Source organism: Paenibacillus odorifer (assembly GCF_000758725.1).
Taxonomy (GTDB): Bacteria; Bacillota; Bacilli; order Paenibacillales; family Paenibacillaceae; genus Paenibacillus_AQ; species Paenibacillus_AQ odorifer.
The window spans coordinates 3,714,238-3,738,377 of record NZ_CP009428.1 but is presented as its reverse complement, the minus strand read 5'-3'; the positions used below and the strand labels follow the sequence as shown (position 1 = coordinate 3,738,377).

Annotated in this window: 24 protein-coding genes and 1 pseudogene; 21 read left to right on the top strand and 4 right to left on the bottom strand. The window is 43.4% G+C overall.

The window, feature by feature from the left end:
- The first annotated feature begins 147 nt into the window (after positions 1 to 147).
- The 4 genes from PODO_RS32330 (at position 148) to PODO_RS16220 (ending at position 4,137) form a co-directional block, all read left to right on the top strand.
- Positions 148 to 966: a transporter substrate-binding domain-containing protein gene (locus tag PODO_RS32330; protein WP_036687634.1), complete on the top strand. Its 819-nt coding sequence runs from the start codon at positions 148 to 150 to the stop codon at positions 964 to 966.
- Between the two features lie 105 nt (positions 967 to 1,071).
- A complete protein-coding gene (locus tag PODO_RS32325; RefSeq protein WP_235219554.1) occupies positions 1,072 to 1,737 on the top strand; it encodes an amino acid ABC transporter permease in 666 nt (221 codons plus the stop codon).
- Complete coding sequence (locus PODO_RS16225; protein ID WP_036687633.1) at positions 1,724 to 2,446, top strand: amino acid ABC transporter ATP-binding protein; 723 nt, start codon at positions 1,724 to 1,726, stop codon at positions 2,444 to 2,446. Before PODO_RS32325 ends, PODO_RS16225 begins: the two co-directional genes overlap by 14 nt.
- Positions 2,447 to 2,607: 161 nt before the next feature.
- On the top strand, positions 2,608 to 4,137 hold the full coding sequence (locus PODO_RS16220) for a Ppx/GppA phosphatase family protein (RefSeq protein WP_038571520.1): 1,530 nt from the start codon (positions 2,608 to 2,610) through the stop codon (positions 4,135 to 4,137).
- Here PODO_RS16220 and ppk1 read toward each other — a convergent pair.
- Positions 4,085 to 6,199, bottom strand: a complete 2,115-nt coding sequence (gene ppk1 / locus PODO_RS16215) for a polyphosphate kinase 1 (RefSeq protein ID WP_036687629.1) — start codon at positions 6,197 to 6,199, stop codon at positions 4,085 to 4,087. The genes PODO_RS16220 and ppk1 overlap by 53 nt on opposite strands.
- A 400-nt stretch (positions 6,200 to 6,599) precedes the next feature.
- Here ppk1 and PODO_RS16210 point away from each other — a divergent pair, with 400 nt between their 5' ends.
- Positions 6,600 to 7,256 (top strand): 3D domain-containing protein, encoded by a 657-nt coding sequence (locus PODO_RS16210; RefSeq protein ID WP_038571518.1) that lies wholly within the window; start codon positions 6,600 to 6,602, stop codon positions 7,254 to 7,256.
- A gap of 104 nt (positions 7,257 to 7,360) precedes the next feature.
- On the opposite strand, the gene PODO_RS16205 is transcribed toward PODO_RS16210, so the two are convergent.
- Complete coding sequence (locus PODO_RS16205; protein WP_036687626.1) at positions 7,361 to 8,242, bottom strand: polysaccharide deacetylase family protein; 882 nt, start codon at positions 8,240 to 8,242, stop codon at positions 7,361 to 7,363.
- 187 nt (positions 8,243 to 8,429) lie between these two features.
- Between PODO_RS16205 and PODO_RS16200 the strand changes: the two are divergent.
- From PODO_RS16200 to PODO_RS16165, 8 genes and pseudogenes are all read left to right on the top strand, one after another.
- Positions 8,430 to 9,464, top strand: a pseudogene (locus tag PODO_RS16200) (NADH:flavin oxidoreductase/NADH oxidase).
- Between the two features lie 87 nt (positions 9,465 to 9,551).
- Entirely contained in the window at positions 9,552 to 10,256 is a 705-nt protein-coding gene (locus tag PODO_RS16195) for a dihydroorotate dehydrogenase electron transfer subunit (protein WP_038571515.1), read from the top strand.
- A complete protein-coding gene (locus PODO_RS16190) occupies positions 10,249 to 11,181 on the top strand; it encodes a dihydroorotate dehydrogenase (RefSeq protein WP_038571513.1) in 933 nt (310 codons plus the stop codon). Before PODO_RS16195 ends, PODO_RS16190 begins: the two co-directional genes overlap by 8 nt.
- Positions 11,182 to 11,205: 24 nt before the next feature.
- Positions 11,206 to 11,544, top strand: coding sequence for a prenylated flavin chaperone LpdD (gene lpdD / locus PODO_RS16185; RefSeq protein WP_244886346.1), 339 nt, complete (start codon positions 11,206 to 11,208; stop codon positions 11,542 to 11,544).
- A gap of 70 nt (positions 11,545 to 11,614) precedes the next feature.
- Positions 11,615 to 12,283, top strand: coding sequence for a PspA/IM30 family protein (locus tag PODO_RS16180; RefSeq protein ID WP_036687619.1), 669 nt, complete (start codon positions 11,615 to 11,617; stop codon positions 12,281 to 12,283).
- A gap of 123 nt (positions 12,284 to 12,406) precedes the next feature.
- A complete protein-coding gene (locus PODO_RS16175; protein WP_036687618.1) occupies positions 12,407 to 12,811 on the top strand; it encodes a DUF350 domain-containing protein in 405 nt (134 codons plus the stop codon).
- A 14-nt stretch (positions 12,812 to 12,825) separates the two neighbouring features.
- Positions 12,826 to 13,332, top strand: a complete 507-nt coding sequence (locus PODO_RS16170; RefSeq protein WP_036687616.1) for a DUF4178 domain-containing protein — start codon at positions 12,826 to 12,828, stop codon at positions 13,330 to 13,332.
- A gap of 170 nt (positions 13,333 to 13,502) precedes the next feature.
- Positions 13,503 to 14,765, top strand: coding sequence for a molybdopterin molybdotransferase MoeA (locus tag PODO_RS16165; protein WP_038571510.1), 1,263 nt, complete (start codon positions 13,503 to 13,505; stop codon positions 14,763 to 14,765).
- 701 nt (positions 14,766 to 15,466) lie between these two features.
- Here PODO_RS16165 and xerS read toward each other — a convergent pair.
- On the bottom strand, positions 15,467 to 16,549 hold the full coding sequence (gene xerS, locus PODO_RS16160) for a tyrosine recombinase XerS (protein WP_036687613.1): 1,083 nt from the start codon (positions 16,547 to 16,549) through the stop codon (positions 15,467 to 15,469).
- Positions 16,550 to 16,714: 165 nt separating this feature from the next.
- Here xerS and PODO_RS16155 point away from each other — a divergent pair, with 165 nt between their 5' ends.
- From PODO_RS16155 to PODO_RS16125, 8 genes are all read left to right on the top strand, one after another.
- On the top strand, positions 16,715 to 17,224 hold the full coding sequence (locus PODO_RS16155; RefSeq protein WP_052097079.1) for a GNAT family N-acetyltransferase: 510 nt from the start codon (positions 16,715 to 16,717) through the stop codon (positions 17,222 to 17,224).
- 367 nt (positions 17,225 to 17,591) lie between these two features.
- On the top strand, positions 17,592 to 17,693 hold the full coding sequence (locus tag PODO_RS31720; protein WP_197069683.1) for a sporulation protein YjcZ: 102 nt from the start codon (positions 17,592 to 17,594) through the stop codon (positions 17,691 to 17,693).
- Between the two features lie 185 nt (positions 17,694 to 17,878).
- Positions 17,879 to 18,502 (top strand): TetR/AcrR family transcriptional regulator, encoded by a 624-nt coding sequence (locus PODO_RS16150; RefSeq protein ID WP_038571504.1) that lies wholly within the window; start codon positions 17,879 to 17,881, stop codon positions 18,500 to 18,502.
- A 61-nt stretch (positions 18,503 to 18,563) separates the two neighbouring features.
- A complete protein-coding gene (locus PODO_RS16145; protein ID WP_052097078.1) occupies positions 18,564 to 19,415 on the top strand; it encodes a hypothetical protein in 852 nt (283 codons plus the stop codon).
- 33 nt (positions 19,416 to 19,448) lie between these two features.
- Positions 19,449 to 19,928, top strand: a complete 480-nt coding sequence (locus PODO_RS16140; protein WP_038571502.1) for a flavodoxin domain-containing protein — start codon at positions 19,449 to 19,451, stop codon at positions 19,926 to 19,928.
- A gap of 247 nt (positions 19,929 to 20,175) precedes the next feature.
- Entirely contained in the window at positions 20,176 to 21,048 is an 873-nt protein-coding gene (locus PODO_RS16135; RefSeq protein WP_038571499.1) for an AraC family transcriptional regulator, read from the top strand.
- Positions 21,049 to 21,274: 226 nt separating this feature from the next.
- Positions 21,275 to 22,249 carry a phosphotransferase enzyme family protein gene (locus tag PODO_RS16130; RefSeq protein WP_038571496.1) on the top strand — a complete coding sequence of 325 codons (975 nt, stop codon included), beginning with the start codon at positions 21,275 to 21,277 and terminating at the stop codon, positions 22,247 to 22,249.
- Positions 22,250 to 22,427: 178 nt separating this feature from the next.
- On the top strand, positions 22,428 to 23,168 hold the full coding sequence (locus PODO_RS16125) for a class I SAM-dependent DNA methyltransferase (protein WP_080742510.1): 741 nt from the start codon (positions 22,428 to 22,430) through the stop codon (positions 23,166 to 23,168).
- Between the two features lie 221 nt (positions 23,169 to 23,389).
- Here the strand turns inward: PODO_RS16125 and map are convergent, their stop codons facing one another.
- On the bottom strand, positions 23,390 to 24,136 hold the full coding sequence (map, locus tag PODO_RS16120; RefSeq protein ID WP_038571494.1) for a type I methionyl aminopeptidase: 747 nt from the start codon (positions 24,134 to 24,136) through the stop codon (positions 23,390 to 23,392).
- Between the last annotated feature and the right edge of the window lie 4 nt (positions 24,137 to 24,140).

Here is a 24,140-nt window from a genome sequence, read left to right as displayed (position 1 = left end):
GTGTATTATAGAATTACCCTCATAGAAATCCATTAAAAGGAAGTTATTGTCACAATTATGCCTTTGCATATTCATGCGTTCTGATTTATAATAAGTCAGTCATTGGGTCAACTTAGATTTTTTCATATGAATAGGGGAGATATAGAAATGAACAAATGGGGTAAACTTAGTTTAGGAATGGTATTAGCGGTAGGTCTGCTCTCAGGCTGCGGTCAAAATAAAAATGATAATGATACCGCTGCTAGTGGTAATGCAAATTCCGGTGCAGTTACTAAAAAGCTGATTATGGGAACAAGTGCAGATTTTCCTCCGTACGAATTCCATAAAGTAGTGGACGGAAAAGATACTATCGTAGGTTTCGATATCGACATCGCTAAGGAAATTGCTGCTGACATGGGCGCTGAGCTTGAAGTTAAGGATCTGCCTTTTGATTCACTGCTTAACGAATTGTCCAGTGGACGTGTAGATATGGTGATTTCCGGTCTTAGCCCGACTGAAGAACGCAAAAAAGCGGTTGAACTCTCAGATATTTATTACAAAGCAGAGCAAGCTATTGTAGTGCGCGAAGCAGATAAAGATAAATACGCTACTATGGACGCGGTGAAGGGCACCAAAATTGGTGTACAGACAGGCTCTATTCAAGAAGAAATCGCCAAAGAGATTGAAGGCGCAAAGATCACTTCTCTTGGTAAAATCTCCGAGATCGTTCTGCAATTGCAATCTAACCGTATCGATACAGCAATTATTGAAGGACCTGTAGCCAAATCTTTTGTTAAGAATTTAGCGGGTCTTGTAATTACCGATGCTAAGCCTGAAGTAGAAGATGATGGATACGCAATTGGTATTAAAAAAGGCAATACAGAGCTTCTAGATAAAGTAAATGCAACACTTAAACGTCTAGAATCAGAAGGTAAGATTGATGAATATGTAGCGGCAGCCAGTGAGCTTGCTGAAAGCACGAAGTAAGGAATGGATATTGTTTTAGGTCTGCTGAAGTAAATTGTATGTGTATTACAGAAAATAGCGGAACTTTGCTATTTTCTATTTTTTTGGAGATAGGGGGATAAGATATTGGATATTACTTTATTTAGAATGGCTTATGATTATCGTGATCTTTTCTTGACTGGATTACAATATACCTTGCTTCTTGCTGTTCTTGGTGTCTTTTTTGGCTTCATTCTTGGGATTATCGTCTCTCTACTACGGATGTCAAAATGGAGAGTGTTACGTTTCTTAGCCACTGCTTGGGTTGAATTTTTGCGGGGCACTCCAATGCTTGTGCAACTGTTTCTCATCCATTACGGGCTGGCGACGTTTGGGATTGAGTTTACTCCGATTCAGTCCGGGGCGATTACACTCTCCATTAACAGTTCTGCTTATCTGGCAGAAATATTTCGCGCCGGAATTCAGGGTGTCGATCGTGGACAAACGGAGGCCGCACGTTCACTTGGAATGAAACAAGGGATGACAATGCGTCATATTGTACTTCCTCAGGCACTTAAAAGTGTACTTCCGGCAATCGGTAATGAATTCATTACCATTATCAAGGAATCATCAATTATTTCATTTATCGGAGTAACGGATTTGATGTTTCAAGCTCGTACGGTTACAACGATTTCGTATGATGGTATGACACCACTCGTGATTGCTGCCTTTATGTATTTTGTTCTAACATTTACGCTTTCCAAGATCCTAGGTAGACTCGAAAGGAGGCTGAATACCGATGATCGCCGTTAAGAACCTGCAGAAGCATTATGGAAAGCTGGAGATTCTCAAGGGAATCGATTTGGAGATTAAAAAGGGTGAGGTTGTCGTTGTAATCGGGCCCAGTGGTTCGGGAAAAAGTACCTTTCTGCGTTGCTTGAATCTATTGGAGCAGCCTACAGGTGGAGAGATCACTTTTGAAGGGGAATCGATCACCTCAAAGAAGCATGATATCAATGCAACGCGTGAGAAGATGGGGATGGTTTTTCAACAGTTCAACCTTTTTCCGCACAAAACCGTTCTGCAAAACATTACACTCGCACCGATTAAAGTAAGAAAACAGCAACAGGCTGTGGCCGATAAATTCGCAATGGAGCTCCTCAAGACTGTAGGGCTTGAAGATAAAAAGGATGTTTATCCAGCTCAATTGTCCGGTGGACAGAAGCAGCGGATTGCGATTGCTCGTGCATTAGCCATGCAGCCGCATGTGATGCTTTTTGATGAGCCTACCTCAGCGCTTGATCCGGAAATGGTAGGAGAGGTACTTGAGGTTATGAAAAAGCTTGCCGAAGACGGAATGACAATGGTTATTGTTACACATGAGATGGGCTTTGCCCGTGAAGTGGGTGACCGCATTCTGTTTATGGATGGCGGGGTAATCGTTGAACAGGGTACTCCTGAACAAGTATTTGGTAATCCTACACATGCTCGGACTAAGGATTTTTTAAGTAAAGTATTATAAAGAATTCGTCAAAACGGCCCTGGACAAGTATCCGGTGGCCGTTTTGTTATAGGGTCCTGAGGGTAATGTGGGGATATATCGCTGGGACTGAGTTCATTTATTTATGTAAACCATGTATAATAGATGGTCAGTCAATCAACAGGAAAAGGAGTACATACATAATGAGAGATGATCTACACCGGATAGGCATTATTGATATTGGTTCGAACTCCATTCGTCTTGTAATTTATGATACAACGCGCGAAGGAGGCTATAAGATCATCAAGGAGTGTAAGTACTCCGCTCGCCTTAGTGAGAAGATTACGAAGGAGAATAGACTGGAACAAAAGGACATGGAAACGATTGTTCCGGTCTTGCGGCAGTTTAAGGAAATCTGCAATGCTTTTGCAGTGGAAACCATTCGGGCGGGTGCAACGGCAGCTATTCGTAATGCAGCTAACTCAAGCGAAATAATAAGCTTTTTGTCACAATCTTCTTCCATTCCGATTGAGGTGATCAGTGGCCACCAGGAGGCATATTATGGCTTCTTGGGTGTTATTAATGCCTTTAATGTTGAGGATGGTTATGTCATTGATATTGGTGGCGGGAGTACTGAAATCACTCTTTTTTGTCAGCGGCGTTATCAACACAGCATTTCTTTCCCGTTTGGGGCAGTAAATACCAACCTAATGTTTGGCCAAGGTGGGAATTGGAGCGATGAGCAGATTCACAAGCTGCAGACCTTTGTTCTGGGCAGGCTGGTTGAGCATGATTGGCTAAATGCCAAAGCTGGGCTTCCTTTATTCGGTTTAGGAGGGACGGTTCGTTCTTTGGGGAAGCTGGATCAGAAGACACGAGCATACTCATTGCCTAACTCCCACGGTTATACGATGACCAGTGAGACAATCGAGCACTTTATGAACACCCTACCTTCAATGCCTTACGAAAAACGTAAGGATTTAGATGGATTATCTAAGAGTCGGGCGGATATCATTGTATCCGGGTTGATTATTTTTCATACGGTGTATCAGTATATTGGGGCGAGTGAGGCGGTGATCAGCGGGGAAGGACTCAGAGAAGGTTTGCTGCATGATCTGCTGGAGCCGGAGCAGCCAGTGCGTGCTAGTGCTTTGGAATATAGCTTAAACACGATCATTCGCTTTGATATTCATACCTCTAAACGGTATTTAGATCATATCAACAAGCTAGCGCTCAGCCTGTTTGACGCATTTAAAGATGAATCGAATAGAGCAGAGCACGAGATGTTAATCTATGTGTCCATCATGCTGCATCGTACGGGAACGAATATTAACTATTACCAATCCAAACGACATACTTTGTATTGGTTGATGAATTCACCGATTCGTGGACTTACCCACCGTCAGCTTATTCTTTGCGCTATGATTGCCTCATACAGCACAAAAAGCCGGAAGCAGAAATTGTCCCAACAACATAAGGACATTTTGCTGCCATCCGACGAAGAGTGGATTCATAAGCTCGGATCGCTTGTCCAGCTTAGCATTGCGCTGGACAGCACCGAGATTGGGATTGTAAGCGGCCTGAAGGCCAATCTGCACGGCAATACGCTTCATCTGGACTTAGAGGGCGCATCAGCACTGCTAATTGGCTTAGAGGACATTGAGAACGCGATAAAAGCGTTTAAGAATGCTTGGGCGGTGAAGGTAAAACTCGGCTTCCCTTCCAACGTGTAACATCCATTGCAGCAAACTGGCTCCGGAAAGGGGCCTTTTTGTCGTCTGGTTGTTCGTAATATCCATTAGCCTGCAAGAAGCTGGCTTTAACATTATCTTGTAGAGACAACTCTAGAATCTTGACGATCTGTTTGCGAATGCCGCTGTCTCTGACAGGACACATCAGCTCAATCCGGCGGGTTAGGTTTCTAGTCATCCAGTCGGCACTGGATAAATACACCTCAGGTTTGCCGCCATTTTCGAAATAATAGATCCGGGAGTGCTCCAGAAAACGGTCTACGATACTGCGTACTGTAATGTTTTCACTTAAGCCCTCTATTCCCGGACGTAGGCAGCAAACCCCTCGCACGATTAAGTCAATGGAGACACCGGCTTGGGCTGCGCCATATAAATCGTCGATCACTTGCTGATTAGAGAGTGAGTTCATCTTGGCGATTATTCGTGCGGGTCTGCCTGCCCGCGCATGTTCAGCTTCACGCATCATTAGCTTTTGCAGGGATAAGCTCATATTCGTTGGCGCTACAATGAAGGAATGCCAGTCAAAATTAGCCGAATATCCAGTCATTTGATTAAACAGCTCGGAAGCATCCAGTCCGATATCGCTTTGGGCGGTGAATAGACTGAGATCCGTGTAAGCCTTGGCTGTACTGTCATTATAGTTTCCTGTGCCTACATGCACGTAACGACGCAGTTCAGGGCCTTCCTGGCGGACAATCAAGGTCACTTTGGCATGCGTTTTGAGTCCGATCAGACCATAAACGACATGACAGCCTGATTTTTCAAGCTGGCGTGCCCAAGCGATGTTCCGTTCCTCATCAAATCGGGCTTTTAACTCTACAACCACTGTAACTTGCTTGCCAGACTCCGCAGCATTGGCTAGTGCAGTGATAAGTGGAGAATTTCCGCTGACGCGGTATAAGGTCATTTTAATAGCCATCACTTGCTCATCTTCTGAAGCTTGAATGATAAAGTCTGTCATCGCATCAAAAGACTCGTAAGGGTGGTAGACTAATACATCCCGTTCACGCAGCACCTCGAAGAAATCCTCGTTTTCTTGAAATTCAGCAGGGTAGACCGGCTCAATAGGTGGATAGTTCAAGTAACTAAAACCTTTTAAGCTTCCGGCAAAATTACGAAGAAAGCCCAGATCGAGCGGACCTTCTATTTCAAATACGAAGTCCTCCAGCTCAAATTCAGCTTGTAGCTGCTCAAGAGCATAGGGATGGATACCTTTTTGTACCTCCAGACGAGCAGGCACCCCGCGACGACGCTTGCGCAGCTCTTTTTCGATCTCTTCCAGCAGATCCTCGGCACCTTCCTCATCGATTGTAAGATCTGAGTTACGAGTCAAACGAAACTCACTAACCGCAACAGGTTCGTAACCGCTGAATAAGGTTTGAATGTGATGGCGGATCACATCTTCAATAAATACAAATTGTCTTTTCTTACTATTAGAGCGGTGTGGAAGAGGGATACATCTTGGCAGATTCGAAGGAATTTGCAGGATAGCAAAATAAGGCTCCTCTTCAAGGCCATTCTTACGAGTAAGAACAACAGCTAGGTAGATAAACTGGCTGTGCACGAGTGGAAACGGCCGGCTCTGATCAACAGCCATTGGCGTAAGTACAGGATAGATGATATCCCGGTAATACTGTTCTATGGACTGCTCTTGGGCATGGGTAAGATCCTTATAATCCACAAATACTATGCCTTCTTTATGCAAACTCCGCGAAATATCACGGAATGTCCGGTATTGATCGGCAATGATTTTGGTTACGCGTTTGATGAGGCGTTTATACAGCCCGGAAGGGGTGTAGCCTGTGAAATCTTTTTTAGTATAACCCGCCCGGATCTGATCTTGAATTCCCGCTACGCGAACGCTTATGAATTCATCCAGATTGCTCGAGACGATTGCCAGAAATCTGGCACGTTCCATTAAAGGGTTATCAGGGTCCTGCGCCTCCTTGAGTACACGGCGGTTAAATTCGATCCAGCTCAAATCCCTATTGAGGTAAGCAGTGGCTGGACTGCTTTGGTTGTTTTTAATCTCTTCTGTATTCATGGGACCTCCAAATATGCTTCGATGTCTGTATCTCAAATCTATTTATCATATTCTATCATTTTACTATTGGATGAGGCACGAAATGTTAAATCTATGTAAAATCTCAAAGAATATTATTTAATTATCTTATATAATAGGATATGATTGTCGCTGATTAGTTAACATAATGAAAATTATGTTAACTAATCAGCGGATCAAAGACAATAATTAAACATGTTATTTCAGAATGGTAACAATTACATACGCATAGGTTACAAAATTGTGATATATTAAGTCCTGTCAGTTTTACAAAAGACAACAATACATCAGGACATCACACAAGATGTACATAAGTACAGGAAATGTACACGAGCGTATACGGAAGTCATACCGCTTACGCCCATCTAAAGAGGAGGCATTTATGAAGAACAAGTTCAGAACCATTAAAACCCTTGCTGCAGTTATGGGAATTAGTGCATTGCTGCACACCGCTCCTGCTTTTGCAGACAGCGTTCATATTGCAAAGGAAGGCAATACTTTCTATACTCTTTCTCAACAATACAATGTCGGTGTTAATGATCTAATGAAAGCTAATCCAAACGTTGCAGCTCTTAATATTTACGATGGACTTAAAATAACGATCCCTAGTAAAATGCAAGCAGAGTCTGTAGCTACGACAGAAACTCCAGTGCTTACCCCAAGCCTGAATGTTACTCCAGAATCAAAAACAGTTGAAGCATGGGGCAAGTCATTTAACTATGAGAAAACGATACAAGTTAAGGCTTCTGCTTATTCCTCAGCGGCTAGTGAGAATGGAGGCTGGGGTGCGGTTGATTATTTTGGAAACCCACTTAAGCTAGGAACCATTGCGGTTGATCCAAGTGTAATTCCTCTTGGAACAAAAGTGTTGGTTACCGGCCATTCACACTCAGGATTGCCTAAAGAAGCTTTTCTGGCTACTGCAACCGATATGGGAAGTGCCATTAAAGGTAACCGCATCGATATCTTTATTCCAGGCAGCCAAAGCTTTGTAGCGGATTTTGGTTATCAATATGTACAATTATACATTGTTAAATAGCTAGATAAAAATATAGAGATTTATACAGAGATATGGAATGGTTTTAAATAGGTTAAATAAGAAACGGAGGGAGTCCTTAGCGGCTGCCTCCGTTTCTTATTTATTTATTTATTTTTAGAGACCTGAAGCAATTGAGGCACGGTAACGAAAGAATAGCCGCGTTTACGCATAATCGTGATTACCTCAGGTAAAGCCTGAATCGTTCCACTAAGATCACTACCCGGCCCACCTCCACCATGCTGAAGTATAATTGCTCCTTTTCCTGCATTAGCTAAGATGTTGTTTCTAACTTGAGTTTTGGAAAGTCCCTTCCAGTCCAACGAATCCACATTCCAATTTACGAGCTTATAACCATGATTTTTTGCCCATCTCAATTGTTGCTCAGAGATATCTCCATAGGGTGGACGAATCAGGCGTGGTTTATATCCGGCCAAGGTTTGAATAATGTTCTCGGTCTCAATGATCTGTGATCTGAAATCATGCATCTTCAGCTTCACAAACTGAGGATGGTCATAAGAGTGATTTCCAATAGCATGTCCTTCTCTAATCATCCGCTTCACTAGAGCAGGATGTTTCTCAGCTCGGCTTCCTACCACGAAGAAGGTTGCTTTGACATGATATTTTTTAAGAACATCTAGCAATTGGGGTGTAAACCTTGGGTCAGGCACATCGTCAAAAGTTAAGGCGATGACTTTATTCCGAGGACCGCTGGTCTTAAAGGTCTCGGGATATTTGTGTAATAGCTGACTCAGAGACAAGCCCTTAGTGTTCTTATTGTTGCTGCTCGTTGAATTATTTGTAGTAGAAGTTCCCGCAGATATCGCCTTGTCTTCGTCAGTGGTCTGCGTACTTTTAATTTGATCCTGTGAGGACTTCTGATTCTGAGCTGGAGCTGAAGCAACCTCTGCTGAAGAGGTTGGAAATAGCAGGACAATGATTGATCCTAATACTACTAGCAGTTTCTGGACTCTCCGTTGATCATACATCCCCAAATGCCTCCTTTACTACCTGATCATCACCATATTCTTCATTGTTATCTCCATTGAAGGATGAATTTATGCCGTTTCTTCAAGGTCTCTGGTAAAGATTTCTTGCACACACTAATGCGTGTATACTAAATAGAACGGGATATTCCCGGGCCAATTATAGACAGGTGGAAGGATGGGGACAAGGATGTCAGAATTGTTTGCACCTTATGAATTGAAGGGTTTAACGCTGAAAAATCGTATTGTTATGCCACCTATGTGCCAGTATTCGGTGGATAAAGAGGATGGCATCCCCAATGATTGGCATTTTGTTCATTATGTAAGCCGTGCTATTGGAGGTACTGGTCTAATCATTGTCGAGATGACTGGAGTACATCCGGACGGTAGAATAACGAACCGGGATACAGGGATTTGGAGTGATACGCATATAGAGGCGTATCGTAAGCTCACAGATAGTGTACATGCCTATGGAGCAAAAATAGCCATTCAACTAGGGCATGCCGGACGTAAAGCGGTCGATGCTGAGCCGCCGGTTGCACCTTCTGCAATTCCTTTTGATGCTCGTTCTAAGTAGCCACAGGCGCTTTCTAAGGAAGGCATCCTTGAGATGATAGAAGCCTTTCGTGATGCCGCTCGTAGAGCTGTGGAGGCAGGATTTGATACTGTGGAGATTCATGGTGCGCATGGTTACTTAATTCACCAGTTTCATTCACCTCTGTCCAACCTCAGAGAGGATGAATATGGACAAGATCCTGCACTTTTTGGAGAACAAGTAGTTGCAGCAATCCGAGAAGTAGTGCCAGTAGATATGCCCTTGATCATGAGGGTATCCGCGAAAGAATATGTTGATGGTGGATATGATGCTGCCTATGCCCTGGAGTTTTGCCGCCGATATAAGGATGCTGGAGTGGATATGTTCCATGTGTCTTCAGGTGGTGAAGGGCCCATTGGCTCTAATGGTGGACCTAATGCGGGCCCAGCCTACCAAGCAGATCTGGCAGAATATATTCGCAGTGGATTACAAGTGCCAGTAATTGCGGTAGGACGGCTTGAAGCCTATTCTGAGGCACAGTCCATCATTGCAGAAAAAAGGGCGGAGCTTGTAGCTATTGGCCGTGGGATGTTAAGTGATCCTTATTGGGCTTTACATGCTGAAGAAGCGCTTGGTGGCGTACATGATGTACCTAAACCTTATGAACGTGGGATTTGGAAAAGAGGCTAGACCGTTTTCGATGTGAAGTTTGTCACAGATTTTATGCTCCTTCTAAGGCAATCTTAATAAAGATAAAATTTGAAGGAGCTTGATAACGTGGGGACGGTTCTAAGTAACGAACGGCTGACAGATGGTGTGTATCACCTTAAGGTAGAGACGAATAGTGGCGGAGCAATGGGTCAATTCTACATGTTACGGGCATGGGGAGCTTACCCCATCCTATCCAGACCCTTAAGTATACATGAAGTACACGAGGATAGTGTTGAATTTCTGTATCACGTAGTTGGGGAAGGTACGGAGATATTCTCACGACTGGGTTCAGGTGATTCGGTAGAGCTTGAGGGCCCTTTTGGAAATGGATTTCCACAGGTTGAAGGGAAGGTTGCGCTCATCGGCGGTGGGATCGGAATTGCACCGCTATATTATTGTGCGAAGCAGCTTCCGGGGAGTGATATCTTTTTGGGCTTTAGCCGTGAAGCTTACCGGACAGAAGCGTTTCGCCCACTTGCAAGTGAACTTGTAGTCGATGTTGGCGGTTTAATTTTGGATAGTGTGGATTTCAGCCAATATGATCATGTCTTTGTCTGCGGCCCACACCCTATGCTTAAAGCTGCTCAACGTAAAGGCATTGCTGCTGAAGAAGCAGGCAGTAGAACGAAAGTATACCTTTCTCTAGAGAACCGAATGGCTTGTGGGATTGGAGCCTGTCTGGTCTGCAGTGTATCCTGCCGTGATGGTCAAAAGAAGGCCTGTGCAGACGGACCTGTGTTTCTTTCTGAGGAGGTGATTTTCCATGACTAAGTTGAACACAACAATTGCTGGCGTTCATTTTAAAAATCCAATTATAATGGCCTCTGGAACGTTTGGTTTTGGCCGTGAATATGGCAAGCTGTATGATGTGTCTCTGCTGGGTGGAATCTCTGGCAAGGGGTTAACCCTCAATCCGAAAGCGGGGAATCCCGGCACTCGTGTATATGAGACAGCTTCTGGTATGCTGAATAGTGTGGGACTCGAGAATCCGGGTGTAGCTGCATTTATAGATAAAGAATGCCCTTATTGGGAAACACTCGATACTGCTCGTTTGGTCAACCTGGGTGGAGGCACACTTGAAGATTATGTTCTTGGTGCTGAGATGATTCAGCGGGATGCAGATGCTCGTGCGAGTGCAGGTAAGACAGCAGTGGACATGATTGAATTGAATATTTCTTGTCCAAATGTTAAAGAGGGCGGCATTGCGTTTGGGATCCAAACTTCAGAAGCTCAAAAAGTAGTACAGGCTGTTAGACGCGCAACTAAACTGCCCCTCGCTGTAAAGCTGTCGCCGGGAGCCGAAAATATCGTTGAAATGGCACAAATGTGTCAGGAAGAGGGGGCAGACGCTGTCTCGCTCATCAACACGATCTCAGGAATGAAGATTGATGTCCGCCGCAGAAGCAGTGTATTTAATAACTTATATGCTGGATTGTCTGGACCTGCGATTAAGCCTGTCGCTCTGCGTATGGTGCATCAAGTTGCACAAAACGTAACGATTCCCGTGATCGGAATGGGTGGCATCACTTCAGCGACGGATATCATCGAGTTTATTATGGCAGGTGCTGCAGTTATCCAAGTGGGAACTTATAATTTCATGAATTTGCGTGCAGGTAGTCAGCTAGTTGCAGAGCTTGAGCAATTTATGGTTGAAGAAAATATTCAATCACTAGAGGAAATACGGGGCATTATATAAAGTGAAGCAGTGAGGGGAATACTATTGACTACTAACCAGATTGATCCTGAGGATATTGAGCTGAAGGCGACGGCTGTCGGACGTGATCTCTTGCTCTTAATTAGTGGAGGTGTTCGGCATATTGGTGCGATGAGTACTGCTTATCTGGAGGGGGAGCAGGTTAAAGTACTGACTTCAGCGGTTCCTCATCATAAAGAGCATACGATAAGCGAGCCCATTGCGATCAGAGTAGCTGAAGCGCTGAACAAGACGGTCACAGTAGTGATGGGGATTCATTACGACAATCTCACGAAAGAAGGTATTATGGAAGTCGTGGAAATTGTGAATTTAAAAGTAAATCAATATTTAGCGCAACAAATATGAAACGGTAGTGGCAATTCTACGTAAAAGATAGCATGTGAGGAATTAAATTATCTTTTGGAGGAATGAAACCATGTCTATATTTAAAAGATTGCGCGATTTAACCATGTCTAATGTGAACGCGATTATTGACAAAGCAGAAGACCCGATTAAAATGACAGATCAATACATTCGTGATATGACCGAAGATTTAGAAGATGCAGAAAAAGCTGTAGCGGCGCAAATCGCCATTGAGAAGAAATTCAAACAGCTGTATGAAGAACAAGAAGCGCTTGTTAACAAACGTACCCAACAGGCTCATGCAGCAGCTCAAGCGGGTAATGTTGACCTTGCTCGCCGCGCTCTGGAAGAGAAAAATGCTGCTGAAGCTAAACTGGTAGAATACAAAGCCAGCTTTGATCAGAACAAAGCCTCTGCGGATAACCTTCGTGGCAAGCTTGAAGAGATGCGCAAACAGCTTACCCAAATGAAGAACAAACGTGAGACATTGGTTGCACGTTATAACGCTGCCAAAGCTCAAACCGAGATCAACAAAGCAATGAGCGGATTTAGCTCCGATTCAGCGTCTGCAGGTCTCAAACGTATGGAAGATAAAATGCTGCAAGCAGAAGCTCAGGCTGAAGCCAGCAATGAGATGAGTTCAGGCAATAAATCTCTGGATGACGAATTCGAGAAGCTGAACAAAGATCAAGCGGTTGAAGATGAACTGGCGGCTCTGATGAAACAATACGAGAAGCAATAACATTTGATCTTTAGCCGGTTCACGGCTGGTGTTCACAGGCGAAGGGGAGACAGAAATTCGTTTCTTCTTCGCTTTATCTATGCTTATGAAAGGCATGCAAAATGATTAAGCGGGGGCTATAGAATGGATCTCCATATTCTGGTGTCCATGGTCGTGTGGACGGTGAGCGGCGCTGTGTTGCTGTTTGTACTGATGTATATAGATTCACTTTTTACTCGTTATAACGATATAGAAGAGTTAAAGGCTGGAAATATGGCGGTGACTACACGGTTTGTAATGAAGCTTCTAGCTCAGGCCTTCATTTTATCTTCATCGATAGCGGCTTCCAATAGTTTGCTAGATGCGTTGCTGATTTCGTTAGTATCATTTTTACTTTTGTTAATTCTAGAAAGAACGGTTCGGCTTCTACTAGCAAATTGGGGGAAGCTGGATCTGGATCATGGTACACAGCTTGGTAAAATCGGATATGGCCTGCTATCAGGTTCACTGCAAATTACGGGTGCTTTAATTATTACTGCCTTTATGTAGGAGGAACGATCAAGTTGAGTATGTGGAAACGTATAGGTAACCTTTTCTCTAAGCCAGCGCCTCAGGAAGTTCAAAAAAGTATGCTTAATTTGTCTCCCGGAGACATTTGTGAAGTATCGCTTGTCACCTATGAAGTCACTGGCCGGACACATAATCGGGGCCGTAATGCTGTAGTTCTGACCCTTAGAGATGGAAGCCAGATATCTTATCTTCATATAGAAGAGCGGGAACAGCTGCAATATGGATTGTACAGACCTATCGATGGGCGGTTAGATAATCCTGCTGAGGTTCCAGCAACTCTTGAGCTCGATGGCTATACATTTTTCCTGGAGGAAGAATATGAAGGTTTTGTCGCTGTTGCAGGTCAGACGCCATTTATGAATGGTGGAGAGCAGCATGTGTGGCAATATCAATCAGATGATTCACGTCTACTGCGCGTAGAGTGGCAACATGGACGGTTTATGCTTTATGAAGGGGAGAAAATAATCCCTGGGGATGTAAAGGTAATTAGAGCATCCTAGCCTAGTAGAGAAGTAATGGATCACTATACCGGGAAAACATTTTTGTAGAAAAGGCTGCTGCCCATAAACATGGATGGTGGCCTTTTGTGTTTATAATTTTACTTCAAGAGGTCTCATGTTAAAATAATACCTATTACTGCAAACATCGACGTTTCAGAGCGGAGGTCTTTATGAAGGATAATAAATTTCAGCGTGAAGCACTGAAAGTAAAAGAAGCTCAGGCCAAAATAATCAAATATGCCAATCTGCTAGAATCAGAAGACGTACCACTGGATGAGTGTTGTGGACGTTATTTGGCTGAAAAAGTGATTGCTCCACACCCATTTCCTGCGTTTAATCGATCTAGTATGGATGGATATGCGATTATCGCGGGGGATACCCGTAACTGTGTTAATGGACAAGTTGTATGGTTAGAAATTGTGGATAATATTCCGTGTGGCGCAGTGCCTGCGGTAGATATAACTCCGGGAACAGCCGCAAGAATTATGACTGGTGCACAAGTACCGGTTGGGGCTGATGCTGTGGTGATGCTGGAGGTCACGGAGAGACGTGAAGAGGAAGGAAAGACTTACGTTGGTATTCGAAAAAAACTAGAAGCAAACAGCAATATCACACCTCAAGGTTTCGAATTAAGCCAAGGTGATCTTGTATTGCCAACAGGAAGGTTAATCTCTGCGGGGGATATAGCTGTTCTTGCAGCGTTTGGATTACATACCGTGAAAGTCTATCGTCGTCCCAAGGTAGCCATCTTTGCCACAGGAACAGAACTGCTGGAAGTGCATGAGCCGCTGGAGCCTGGCAAAATCCGCAATAGTAACTCCCCTATGCTCGAAGCTCTAGTCAAAGAGACAGGGGGTGTTCCAGTAATGTTAGGCGCTATTGTGGATGATCTGGAGCTGGCTAGAAGTAAAGTACAGATGGCGCTGGAAACTTATGATTTTGTGATCACAACGGGTGGCGTTTCTGTGGGGGATTATGATATCATGGGCGACTTGGTTCGTGAACAAAGTGGTAATATGTTGTTCAACAAAGTGACGATGCGTCCAGGAAGCGTAACTACTGCTGCGGTTAGAGGGGGTAAGCTGCTGTTAGCTTTATCCGGGAATCCGGGGGCTTGTTTCGTTGGGTTTCAACTGTTTGCACGGCCTGTGATTTCACTGATGCAAAGTGCTTCTCAGCCTTTTTTACCGGAATGGAACGTTACACTCGGTACAGATTATAAAAGAGTGAATAATTTTACTAGATTTGTGCGAGCTCGCTTAGAAATAAAAGACGGCAGCTTGTTTGCTTATCCGGCACTCATTGATGAATCTTCCGTAACGGTCACGATCAAGGATAGCGACTGTTTGATAGTTGTACCCCCAGAAGAAAAGGGGCTATCTGCCGGAGATAAGGTAACGGTGATCAAGCTGCCAGGAGAGATTCGGGGCTAGATGTGGATGGTACTCTGCCCATCGATGATGAACAAAATTTCACCGCAGATATTGGAGTAATTAAAGGTATTTGATATCCACGCACGCACAGAAATCGTCATAGAATTGCTAGGTCAACGGTATTATTTCCAACATTTCAACATATGAAAAATTCACAATAGATAAGCAAAAAAACAGCGTTCCTGCTAACCCAATAGTCGCTAACAACCGGTTTTAAAGGGAGGGTTACCCCAGAAATTAGAATAAGAAAACCCACTTGCGTACCGTAAGTGGGTTTTTAGTGCAACAATAATCGGGTTAGGGGTGCCCGCCGGTTGTAATTCAAATTTGAAGAAAAGCGAAAGTAAAGTTTCCGGGTAGGCGACACAAATCGCAGTAAATCTCCTATCGGAAGAGTTACTGCTCTATTGTTTTGAGTTATTGGCTGCGCCACTGCCGAGATTAATCCCCCGCTGATGCTTACGGACCCAGATGATCTTATTTGCATATTTATCACCTTTTAAGCGGGGTTTCGGACCTCAGCGTCGCTATTTCATAGAATGGAGCTCATATTTGCGTATTTCAGGCCAATAGCGACCTTGAGGTCCGTTAGCCACCCAAATATGAGATAATCTTGCGTTTAAGGTCAGCTAAGTCCGATAACAACTCTGCAATAGCGAAGAGCGGCTACTCATCCGAAGTATGAGCTCCCTTTGTGATGATTAATTATCGACACGCCGCTCGATCGCCTCAGACATCGTTTTATCCGTTAGATGAGCGTAGATCTCAGTTGTCTCGGTGGATGCGTGCCCGAGCTGTTCCTTCGTTTTATAAATATCATTTTGCAGATAATAATCTGTTGCAAAAGAATGACGTAGCTTATGAACCGTAAGATACGGTTTACCAAAGCGTTTAGCGTACTTAATAATCATTTCTTGAATCGCACGTTTGGTCATACGTTTGCCTTCTTGACGCCCGTTAGGGAGAGAGATAAATAAGGCCTTTTCTCTCTTGGGTGTTTTGTAGCGAGATTGGCGCAGACTAAGATAAAGAGCTAGATCATCTTTAGCTTGCTCTCTAAAATAGACGGGTGTCTTAAACGTTTCGTCATTATTCCCTTTGCGGGTGACATAGAGCAGCTTGTTGTTAATATCCAAATCGTCTACGTTTAGATTGACTACCTCAGATACACGCAGGCCAGAGTTCAGAATCAAGCTGGCAATACAGGCATCACGCTCGTGATTCAATTGAAACGAATAATAAGCCTGTTTGTTGCCTTCCACATCCCGTCCATACCCTTCATAAATGTACCCCACAAACTCCAGTAATTCCTCATCTTCCAAAATCTTACCCTTTAATTTAGCGGCAGTGTCTTTTGGCTTATGTGTTCGTTTGACCTCAACCTTAGCCATAATGTTTCGCTTAAGCAATGGATAAAAGTTCTCGTCCTCAGCGATTTGACTTAAATAATGAAATAAGGAGCGTAATGCAGATAGTTTACGGGATACAGTAACACGAGTGTTCGTACCTTCGGCTCGGGTAGTTAGATGCAACCGATATCCGACAATACTGTCCATATGTAGGGTTTCCAATTCTAGAAGCGTGATCTCGGTATTTGAGCCGGCTTGGGATAAGCCCTCTGCCCGCAACCAGCCGAAAAAAGATTCATAATCCCGGATATACTCCAGCAGTGTGGAGGGGGAGAGATCAGGTCGTTTATAGTCAATAAACTGCTGAACGAACCAGGGCATGAGGGGTAGCTTTTGATCAAGTTTTTTACGGTCATCGTTCTTTTGAACGCTCATGTGATTCACCTTTTTCCATAGATTGCATAAAATCTCTTCCTTCTATCTTAACATGTTTTGTCCCAGATTGGACTTCGAATGAAGGGAAAACTAGGGCCGAGCCTTGCTCCTGATGCCGCTAAGCTTTATGATGTGAAGTAAACATAAATGTCAGAGGTGCACATAATGAAACTTGAAATTGAGCTGGTTCCCAAAGAACGTAAGCATACTATAAGCAGATTAATGCAGTTCTACCTATATGATTTCACCCGTTATTTAGAATTTGATGTCAATCAAGACGGGGTATTTCCAGCCTATCCGGGTCTAGAAGCTTATTGGAGTAGCGGAAATAATAAATCAGCGTATTTGTTTAAGGTGGACGGGCATATTGCTGGTTTTGCTTTGGTGGACAGGTTATTGCGTAATCCTGAAGGCCAGTTTTATATGACTGAGTTTTTTGTGATGCAAAAATACCGCCGAAGTGGTGTAGGTACATGGGCTGCGCATAAGCTTTTTGATATGTACCCTGGTGAATGGAAGGTTTCACAAGTCCGTGCGAATACGCCCGCTCGTGATTTCTGGCATAAAGTGATCGGGGACTATACCCATGGAGAGTTTCAAGAGCGCTTTAATCCACAACAAGGCAATCCCAGCCAATACTTCAACACATTAACTATTAATCGAATTAAGAAATGAAAATCCGTGTGTTTTCGGGTTTTTCTTAAAGAAGGAGTTTACCATTAACAGCAAATGGAATGGAAAAGTGGTGCTAAGCGAGTGAGAGCTAGACAGTGGAGGATGACCAAGAGAGCGTCAAGAAGGACGGCTAGGAAACTGTATTTTTTTATATAACTGGCTAGCTATTAAGAATATATACGAATTGTAAAGTAATGAGCATCTAATGCTCTCTACTTTAGTTAACATAACATTATTTATGTAAACCAATTAAAACCATTCACCATAAAAAGGGTCGTTGGTTTATTTTTTGTGTTCAAAATACCCAGTCAGTGAGGGCAATATTGCATATCTTATGATGTACTCAATTACAAAGGAGGAGTCAACAATGGGCGAATTTGCAGGAGGATACGGTGGTTTCACTTCCACAGGAGCTATTCTGGTTCTGTTTATCCTGTTGGTTATCATTACTAAAACCCTCTGTCTGTAATCCTTTAACTTCACAAATTAAAGGTTCCGTCAGTCTAAATGACTGGCGGATTTTTTATGTCCAGATATGTACATTGGAGGAGGGGAATACATGTGACTAAGGATATTGACATAATACTAATCCAAAACATATATTAAACAGTGTTCAAAGATTAAACAGTGTTCAACACATGAGGAGACAAATTTATGACTAAAGAACAACGAAAAGTACGTGAGCGTGAAGAAATGAGGAATCTAATCCTGCAAAATGCAGCTTTATTGATTGCTGAAGAGGGAATAGAGAAGCTCTCTATCCGAAAAATCGCTGAGAAAATCGAATATTCACCGGGAATTATTTATCATTATTTTAAAGGCAAAGAAGAGATTATCGAGAACTATTTGCAACAAAAATATACGGATATGCTTACTGAGCTTCAGTCTGTGCAACAAGAGGTACAGCAGGAATTACCTCCAGATACACTTTTAAAACGATCATTGGAGAAGTTCATCAGGATGTCTCTTTCCACGGGTGTAGAATACCGGAATGTCATGCTAAACGATACGCCGGCTGTTCTTAGTTACACAGCTGTTCTATTTAGAGGAGCAGCACAGGAGCGTAAAGCGATTGGGATGCTCTGCCAGGGCCTGTTCAGATTTGAAGCACAGAAAAACCGTGAGGAAGCTTTCGTAGAACTCACTGCTCAGGTGATATGGAGTGCAGCGTTCGGTTTAATTATGCGTTTGCTTGTCGAAAAAGATCTGCCTGATGATCAGGTCGAAGCTCTGATTTCATGTCATTTGGATTCAATGGTTGCTATTGCCTCCAGGTAAAATCTAAATATTTTCATGAAGGGAGGGGGAGGTTGTTATAAAACATATAAGGAAAGTCGTAGTGCTGTCGGTGTTGATTTCGGTTATTGCAGTGTTTGCAACAGCGGTTGGGTTGTTTTCAGATGGGATAAGTGATGGAACAAAATATACTTTTACGTCAATATGGGGCGAGGATGTAAAGCTTCAGGGGTCAGGAGTGTACAGCCATGATTCTGTCTCTGCGGCGGCACAAGCTAAAGCACAGGATGGAGTTACATTATTTCTTGCCATACCTTTACTGCTCAGTTCGCTCATCATGACAATTAAAGGCTCGATAAAGGGGAGGATGCTCCTTACGGGCACTCTGGGGTACTTTTTATATACTTACGCATCCTACAGCTTTCTGACGATGTACAATTCATTGTTTTTAGTTTATGTGCTGTTGTTTTCTTTAAGTTTTTTCGCATTCATCCTAGCCTTATTTTCTTTCGATAAAGAATCCATACATACTTACTTTAAAAACAGTTTACCTTCTAAAGGAATCGGCTTTTCACTAATGGTTATTGCTTTTATGATTTTATTTCTCTGGCTAGGGAAAATACTGAATTCACTACTGGGGGGAATACCGCCACAAGGGCTAGAGCACTATAGTACGTTGGTAATTCAAGTTTTGGATCTTGCGATCTTGGTCCCATTAGCAATTGTAACGGGGATTATGGTCATTCGTAGACAACCTTTTGGGTACCTACTGGCAACTGTCGTTGTTTTCAAAGGAGTTACCTTACTGCTAGCAATTACGGCAATGCTGGCGGCAATGATCTATAGCGGTGTGGTTGTGTCTATAGCCGAGTGTGTAATTTTTCCGACGATGGCTTTAGCTATTGCTGCTTGTATGGTTATTTTGTTAAAGCATGTACGTGAACCCTTAAGATAATAAGTGACCAGCGAGTGGAAGGGAGCGATTAGAATGAAGACAATAATTATGTTTACCTCGAAATATGGGTGTGCGGAGAAAGCGGCTTATTTATTAAAATCTCAACTGGGCGAAGAAACCGAAGTAGTTAATTTGATGCATGCTAAAGAGCCGACACTGGAACGATATGATACGGTCATCTTGGGAGGTTCTATTTATTATGGGAAAATCCAAAAACAAATGACTGATTTTACAGCAAAATATCAACATGAACTAGGGAAAAAACGAGTAGGATTGTTTATTTGTGCAGGAGCAAAAGGTGAGGAGGCCTCACAAGAATTGAAATCTGCATTTCCAGAAGTGTTATATAACCAATCGGTGACGAAAGAAGTTTTTGGAGATGAGATCTATGAAGAGAAGCTAACTTTGCTAGATCGGTTTGTATTGCGGATGGTAAAAGGAAAAAATAAGAACGTAAATGGGTTGTCAAAAGAGACGATAGAGCGTTTTGCGCTTGCTATGAAAAGGCAGTGAAAGTGAGTGGACAAACGAACTGCTGAACGTACTTCAGGTCATTTCAGGTCATAGTTAACATAATTATGATTATGTTAACTATGACCTTGACATTCAAAAAAAGTAGTCCTTCTTGTGAGAAGAATTTTACTTCCTCATATCGAGTCTCTGTTCATCGAAACATGAAAACCCTACAGAATCGTGCAGAAAAAGTCGGGAAGGTAAAAACCTTCTCTGATAACCTATAATTAACGAGGGAGGCAACGTCATGGATACGCTGGTACAACTGAACAAAGCAATAAACTATATTGAGGAGAACCTAACAAATCAAATTTATTATCAGGAGGTTGTGAAAATAGCCTGTTGTTCGGAATATCATTTTACTCGCATGTTCTCATTCCTAGCAGGCATTACTCTGTCGGAATACATCCGGCGTCGACGTCTAACCTTGGCAGCACTCGAGCTATCACAAAGTAATATCAAAATTATCGATGCCGCTCTGAAATATGGTTATAATTCGCCTGATTCCTTTTCTAGGGCTTTCCATAGCATGCATGGGGTAAGTCCTTCGGAAGCTCGGGTCCATGGACAATCCCTTAAGGCGTTCCCTCGGATGTCGTTTCAGCTGACTATCAAAGGAGGAAATGAAATGAATTACCGTATTGAAAACAAAGAATCTTTTCACATCGTGGGCATAAAAAAACGGGTACCAATCATTTTCCAAGGGGTCAATCCGGAGATTGCGTCGATGTATGAAGGGTTGACGCCGGAAATGATTGATGAGATGAAGAGATTTTCCGATGTTGAGCCCTCAGGGTTTATAAGCGCCTCTACAAATTTCTCTGAGGGGCGTATGGAGGAAAAAGGAGAGTTCGATCATTATATTGGCGTTGCCACTACGAAAGACGCATGGAATGGCTTGGATCAGCTGGAAGTGGCGGCCTCCATGTGGGCTGTATTCACAGTCGTCGGCTCTTTTCCTAGTGCGCTACAAGAGATCTGGGGGCGAATATATTCGGAATGGGCTCCGTCATCGGGATATGAGCTAATTAAAGGGCCTGAAATTCTTTGGAATGAGCACAAAGATATCACATCGCCAAATTTTAAAAGCGAAATATGGGTGCCTATCAGTAAGAAATAAAAGAGTTTGGTTGGACTAATGAGACTGAGAGCTGAATATCCTTTCACTACGAAGCTGCCGCGAAAAATCATTCCAGCAGCTTCGTCAAGCTATAGGCAGGGTATTTCGAAAATGTTGTAGAAGTACAATAGGTGAATTGAATGATTTTTGGAATGTAGTAGATTTCAATTTTTATGATTCAGACGAAGATTGAATCAATGAATCCTTCTATTTTAAAGGAGTCCTTATGACGAACGAGAAGCTTTTGGACTTACTAGGCGGGTACGATATCCAACAGCCTGAGATTATTTTCTTAAGGCATAACGAGAACAGAACCTATCGTGTTAATGACAGAACGGGGAAATCATATTTACTCCGCATTCATGACCCTTTTATAGATGACATGAAAGGTCTGCAACATACATACGGCGGCATTCTTGGAGAATTGCAAATGCTTGAGAAGCTGGGAAGCTGGAGCAGCAACGAAATACAGACTCCCGTAAGAAACAATGAGGGTGAACTTATTACGATCATTGAATACGAAGGTGAACTGCTAAACTGCTCCGTCCTCACCTGGCTGGATGGAAGAGACATGAATATGAATGATGTTAACAATCTTGAACTGGTAAAAGAACTGGGATCGCAAATAACAGAACTGCATACTTTTTTTCGGCAGTACGAACATACAGGTATGGAGATTCGACCGAGTCAAGGTAAAGCTTATAATGAACGGATGATCCGTGTGATTCATTCGGGTGTGAAAAAGAATTTATTTACGCCTTCTGATGCTAATGTCATTGAACAAACGCTGCAATTGATCAACTCCCGGTTAGATGACCGTGGCGGGGAGGCTGGCCCTGACCTTATTCATGGGGATTTGTGTATGGGTAATATCATCATCACAACCGAAGGTGAGGTGCGCATCATCGATTTTGGCTTTTTCGGTAACGGTTATGCCTTACTTGATGTAGCCATGGGAGCTATGATGCTGCCATCCGATCGAAGAGATACTTTCCTAAAGGGTTACTACAGAGAGTGCGAAAATACAGCGAATGATCTACTGCAGTTGGAAGGTTTAATGTTGGTCGCTATTATTGGATATTACGTCTTCCAGATGGAGAATGTACATGTTCATGTCTGGATGCGTGAAAGAATGCCCAAATTATGCGCTGAGTATTGTCGCCCCTTCCTCAATGGTGAAAGTATATTTTATAAAATATGAAATGGAATGTTCTTGGTTGAACTAACGAGGAGTGGTAGGTTTGATAAAAATTGATTATATCCGTTTGTCACCAAACGTGTTATCAAAAAAATAGTAAAATAATACTGTTAAGCGCGATGGCTGTCGATGAGCATTTATTTCGATTATATTATAACAAGGAATGAAAGGGGGAATGGTGTTGATTGAACATAGCAATCTTGAAGAATTTCAAGATCCGGTAAATTACGATCTTGAATTTGACGGTGAAATGGACAAATATCAGTTCTATCTTGAGCTTGCTAGATCGAGTCCTGGGGAAGTGTTAGAACTTGCTTGTGGTACAGGCTTAACAACGATCCCCCTCTCGAAAGCCGGTATAACAATGACCGGTGTAGATATCTCTTCAGCAATGATTGCATATGCGCGGTTGAAGGCGAAAGGGCTGACTGTTACTTTTATGGAAGGTGATGCCCGTACCTTCGAATCGGACAAGCGATTTTCGATGATTTATTTGACTGGTAATGCATTTCAGGCATTTTTAAGTGATCAAGATCAAAGCGATTTGCTCACGACCGTTCACAAACATTTACAACCTCATGGAATCTTTGCATTTGAGACCCGTAATCCGGAGGGAACGGATTTATCCGATCAAGAGGAGACAGAATGGGGATCATTTATTGATAAGGATGGAAATAACGTCAAGGTATCAGGCACACAATGTTACGATGCTGGCCAGCATATCATGCATTGGGTCACGATGCGTGATTGGGGGTATAAACGAACGACTTCCCGAATTGCTTGTCGGTTCACGGATCCGAATACGCTGCATTCTTTATTAACCCGTCACGGCTTTCGCGTCGAACATCTATATGCTGACTGGAATAAAACGCCGTTTTCTCCGTCATCTTCATCTATCATTAGCGTTTGTAGGAAATGTTAGGAGAAACGTAATGCATTGCAATAGAACTCCCCCTCAGATTGAGGGGGATTTTGTTGTTCCTAAGTTTAGCATACTTTTCGCATTAAGAATTCAATCGGTCCGCGGGACATTCGTTTTCTCCACCTATGTGAGAAGATCACACATGTATCGGATGAAGAAAGAAGTTCTGCTCAATAAATAAAAAAGAAGTCGACCCTCTCGTTGGTCGGCTTCTAATTGTTCTATTGCGCGGTCAGGATTTGTGGACCTTCAGAGGTGATGGCGATCGTATGCTCGTATTGGGCGGCGAGTTTGCGGTCCAGCGTCCGGGCGGTCCAGCCGTCCTGATCAATTGTCATGTTGTAGGTGCCTTCAGTGATCATGGGCTCGATCGTGAATACCATGCCTTCCTTGATGCGGGGGCCTTTGCCGGGCTTGCCGACATGCATATAGGTAGGCTCCTCATGCAGGTCACGACCGATGCCATGAGCGAGAAGGTCGCGCACGACGCCAAAGTTGTTCGATTCGGCATGCTGCTGGATTGCGCTCGTCACGTCTCCGAGCCGATTGCCGGGCTGTGCCTGCGCGATGCCGAGGTCAAGGCACTCCTTCGTGACGCGCATCAGCTTCTCAGCCGCCGGTGAGATCTTCCCGACCGCATAGCTCCAGGCTGAATCGCCGAGCCAGCCGTCGAGCTCCGCTACCGTGTCGATCGTCACGATATCGCCTTCCTCAAGTGGCTTATTTGTAGGGAAGCCATGTGCAATTACGTCATTGACGGAGGCACAGGTCGCATATTGATAACCATTGTAGCCCTTCGTATATGGTTTGGCGCCGTGCTTCAAAATAATATCCTCGAATATGCGCTCAATCTCGTTCGTTGTGATGCCCGGTTTGATGAGCGGGGCAATTGTGCGATGGCATTCGGCCACAACCTGGCATGCCTTGCGGATGGCTTCGATTTCATACTTGCTTTTTAAGATGACCATGTTT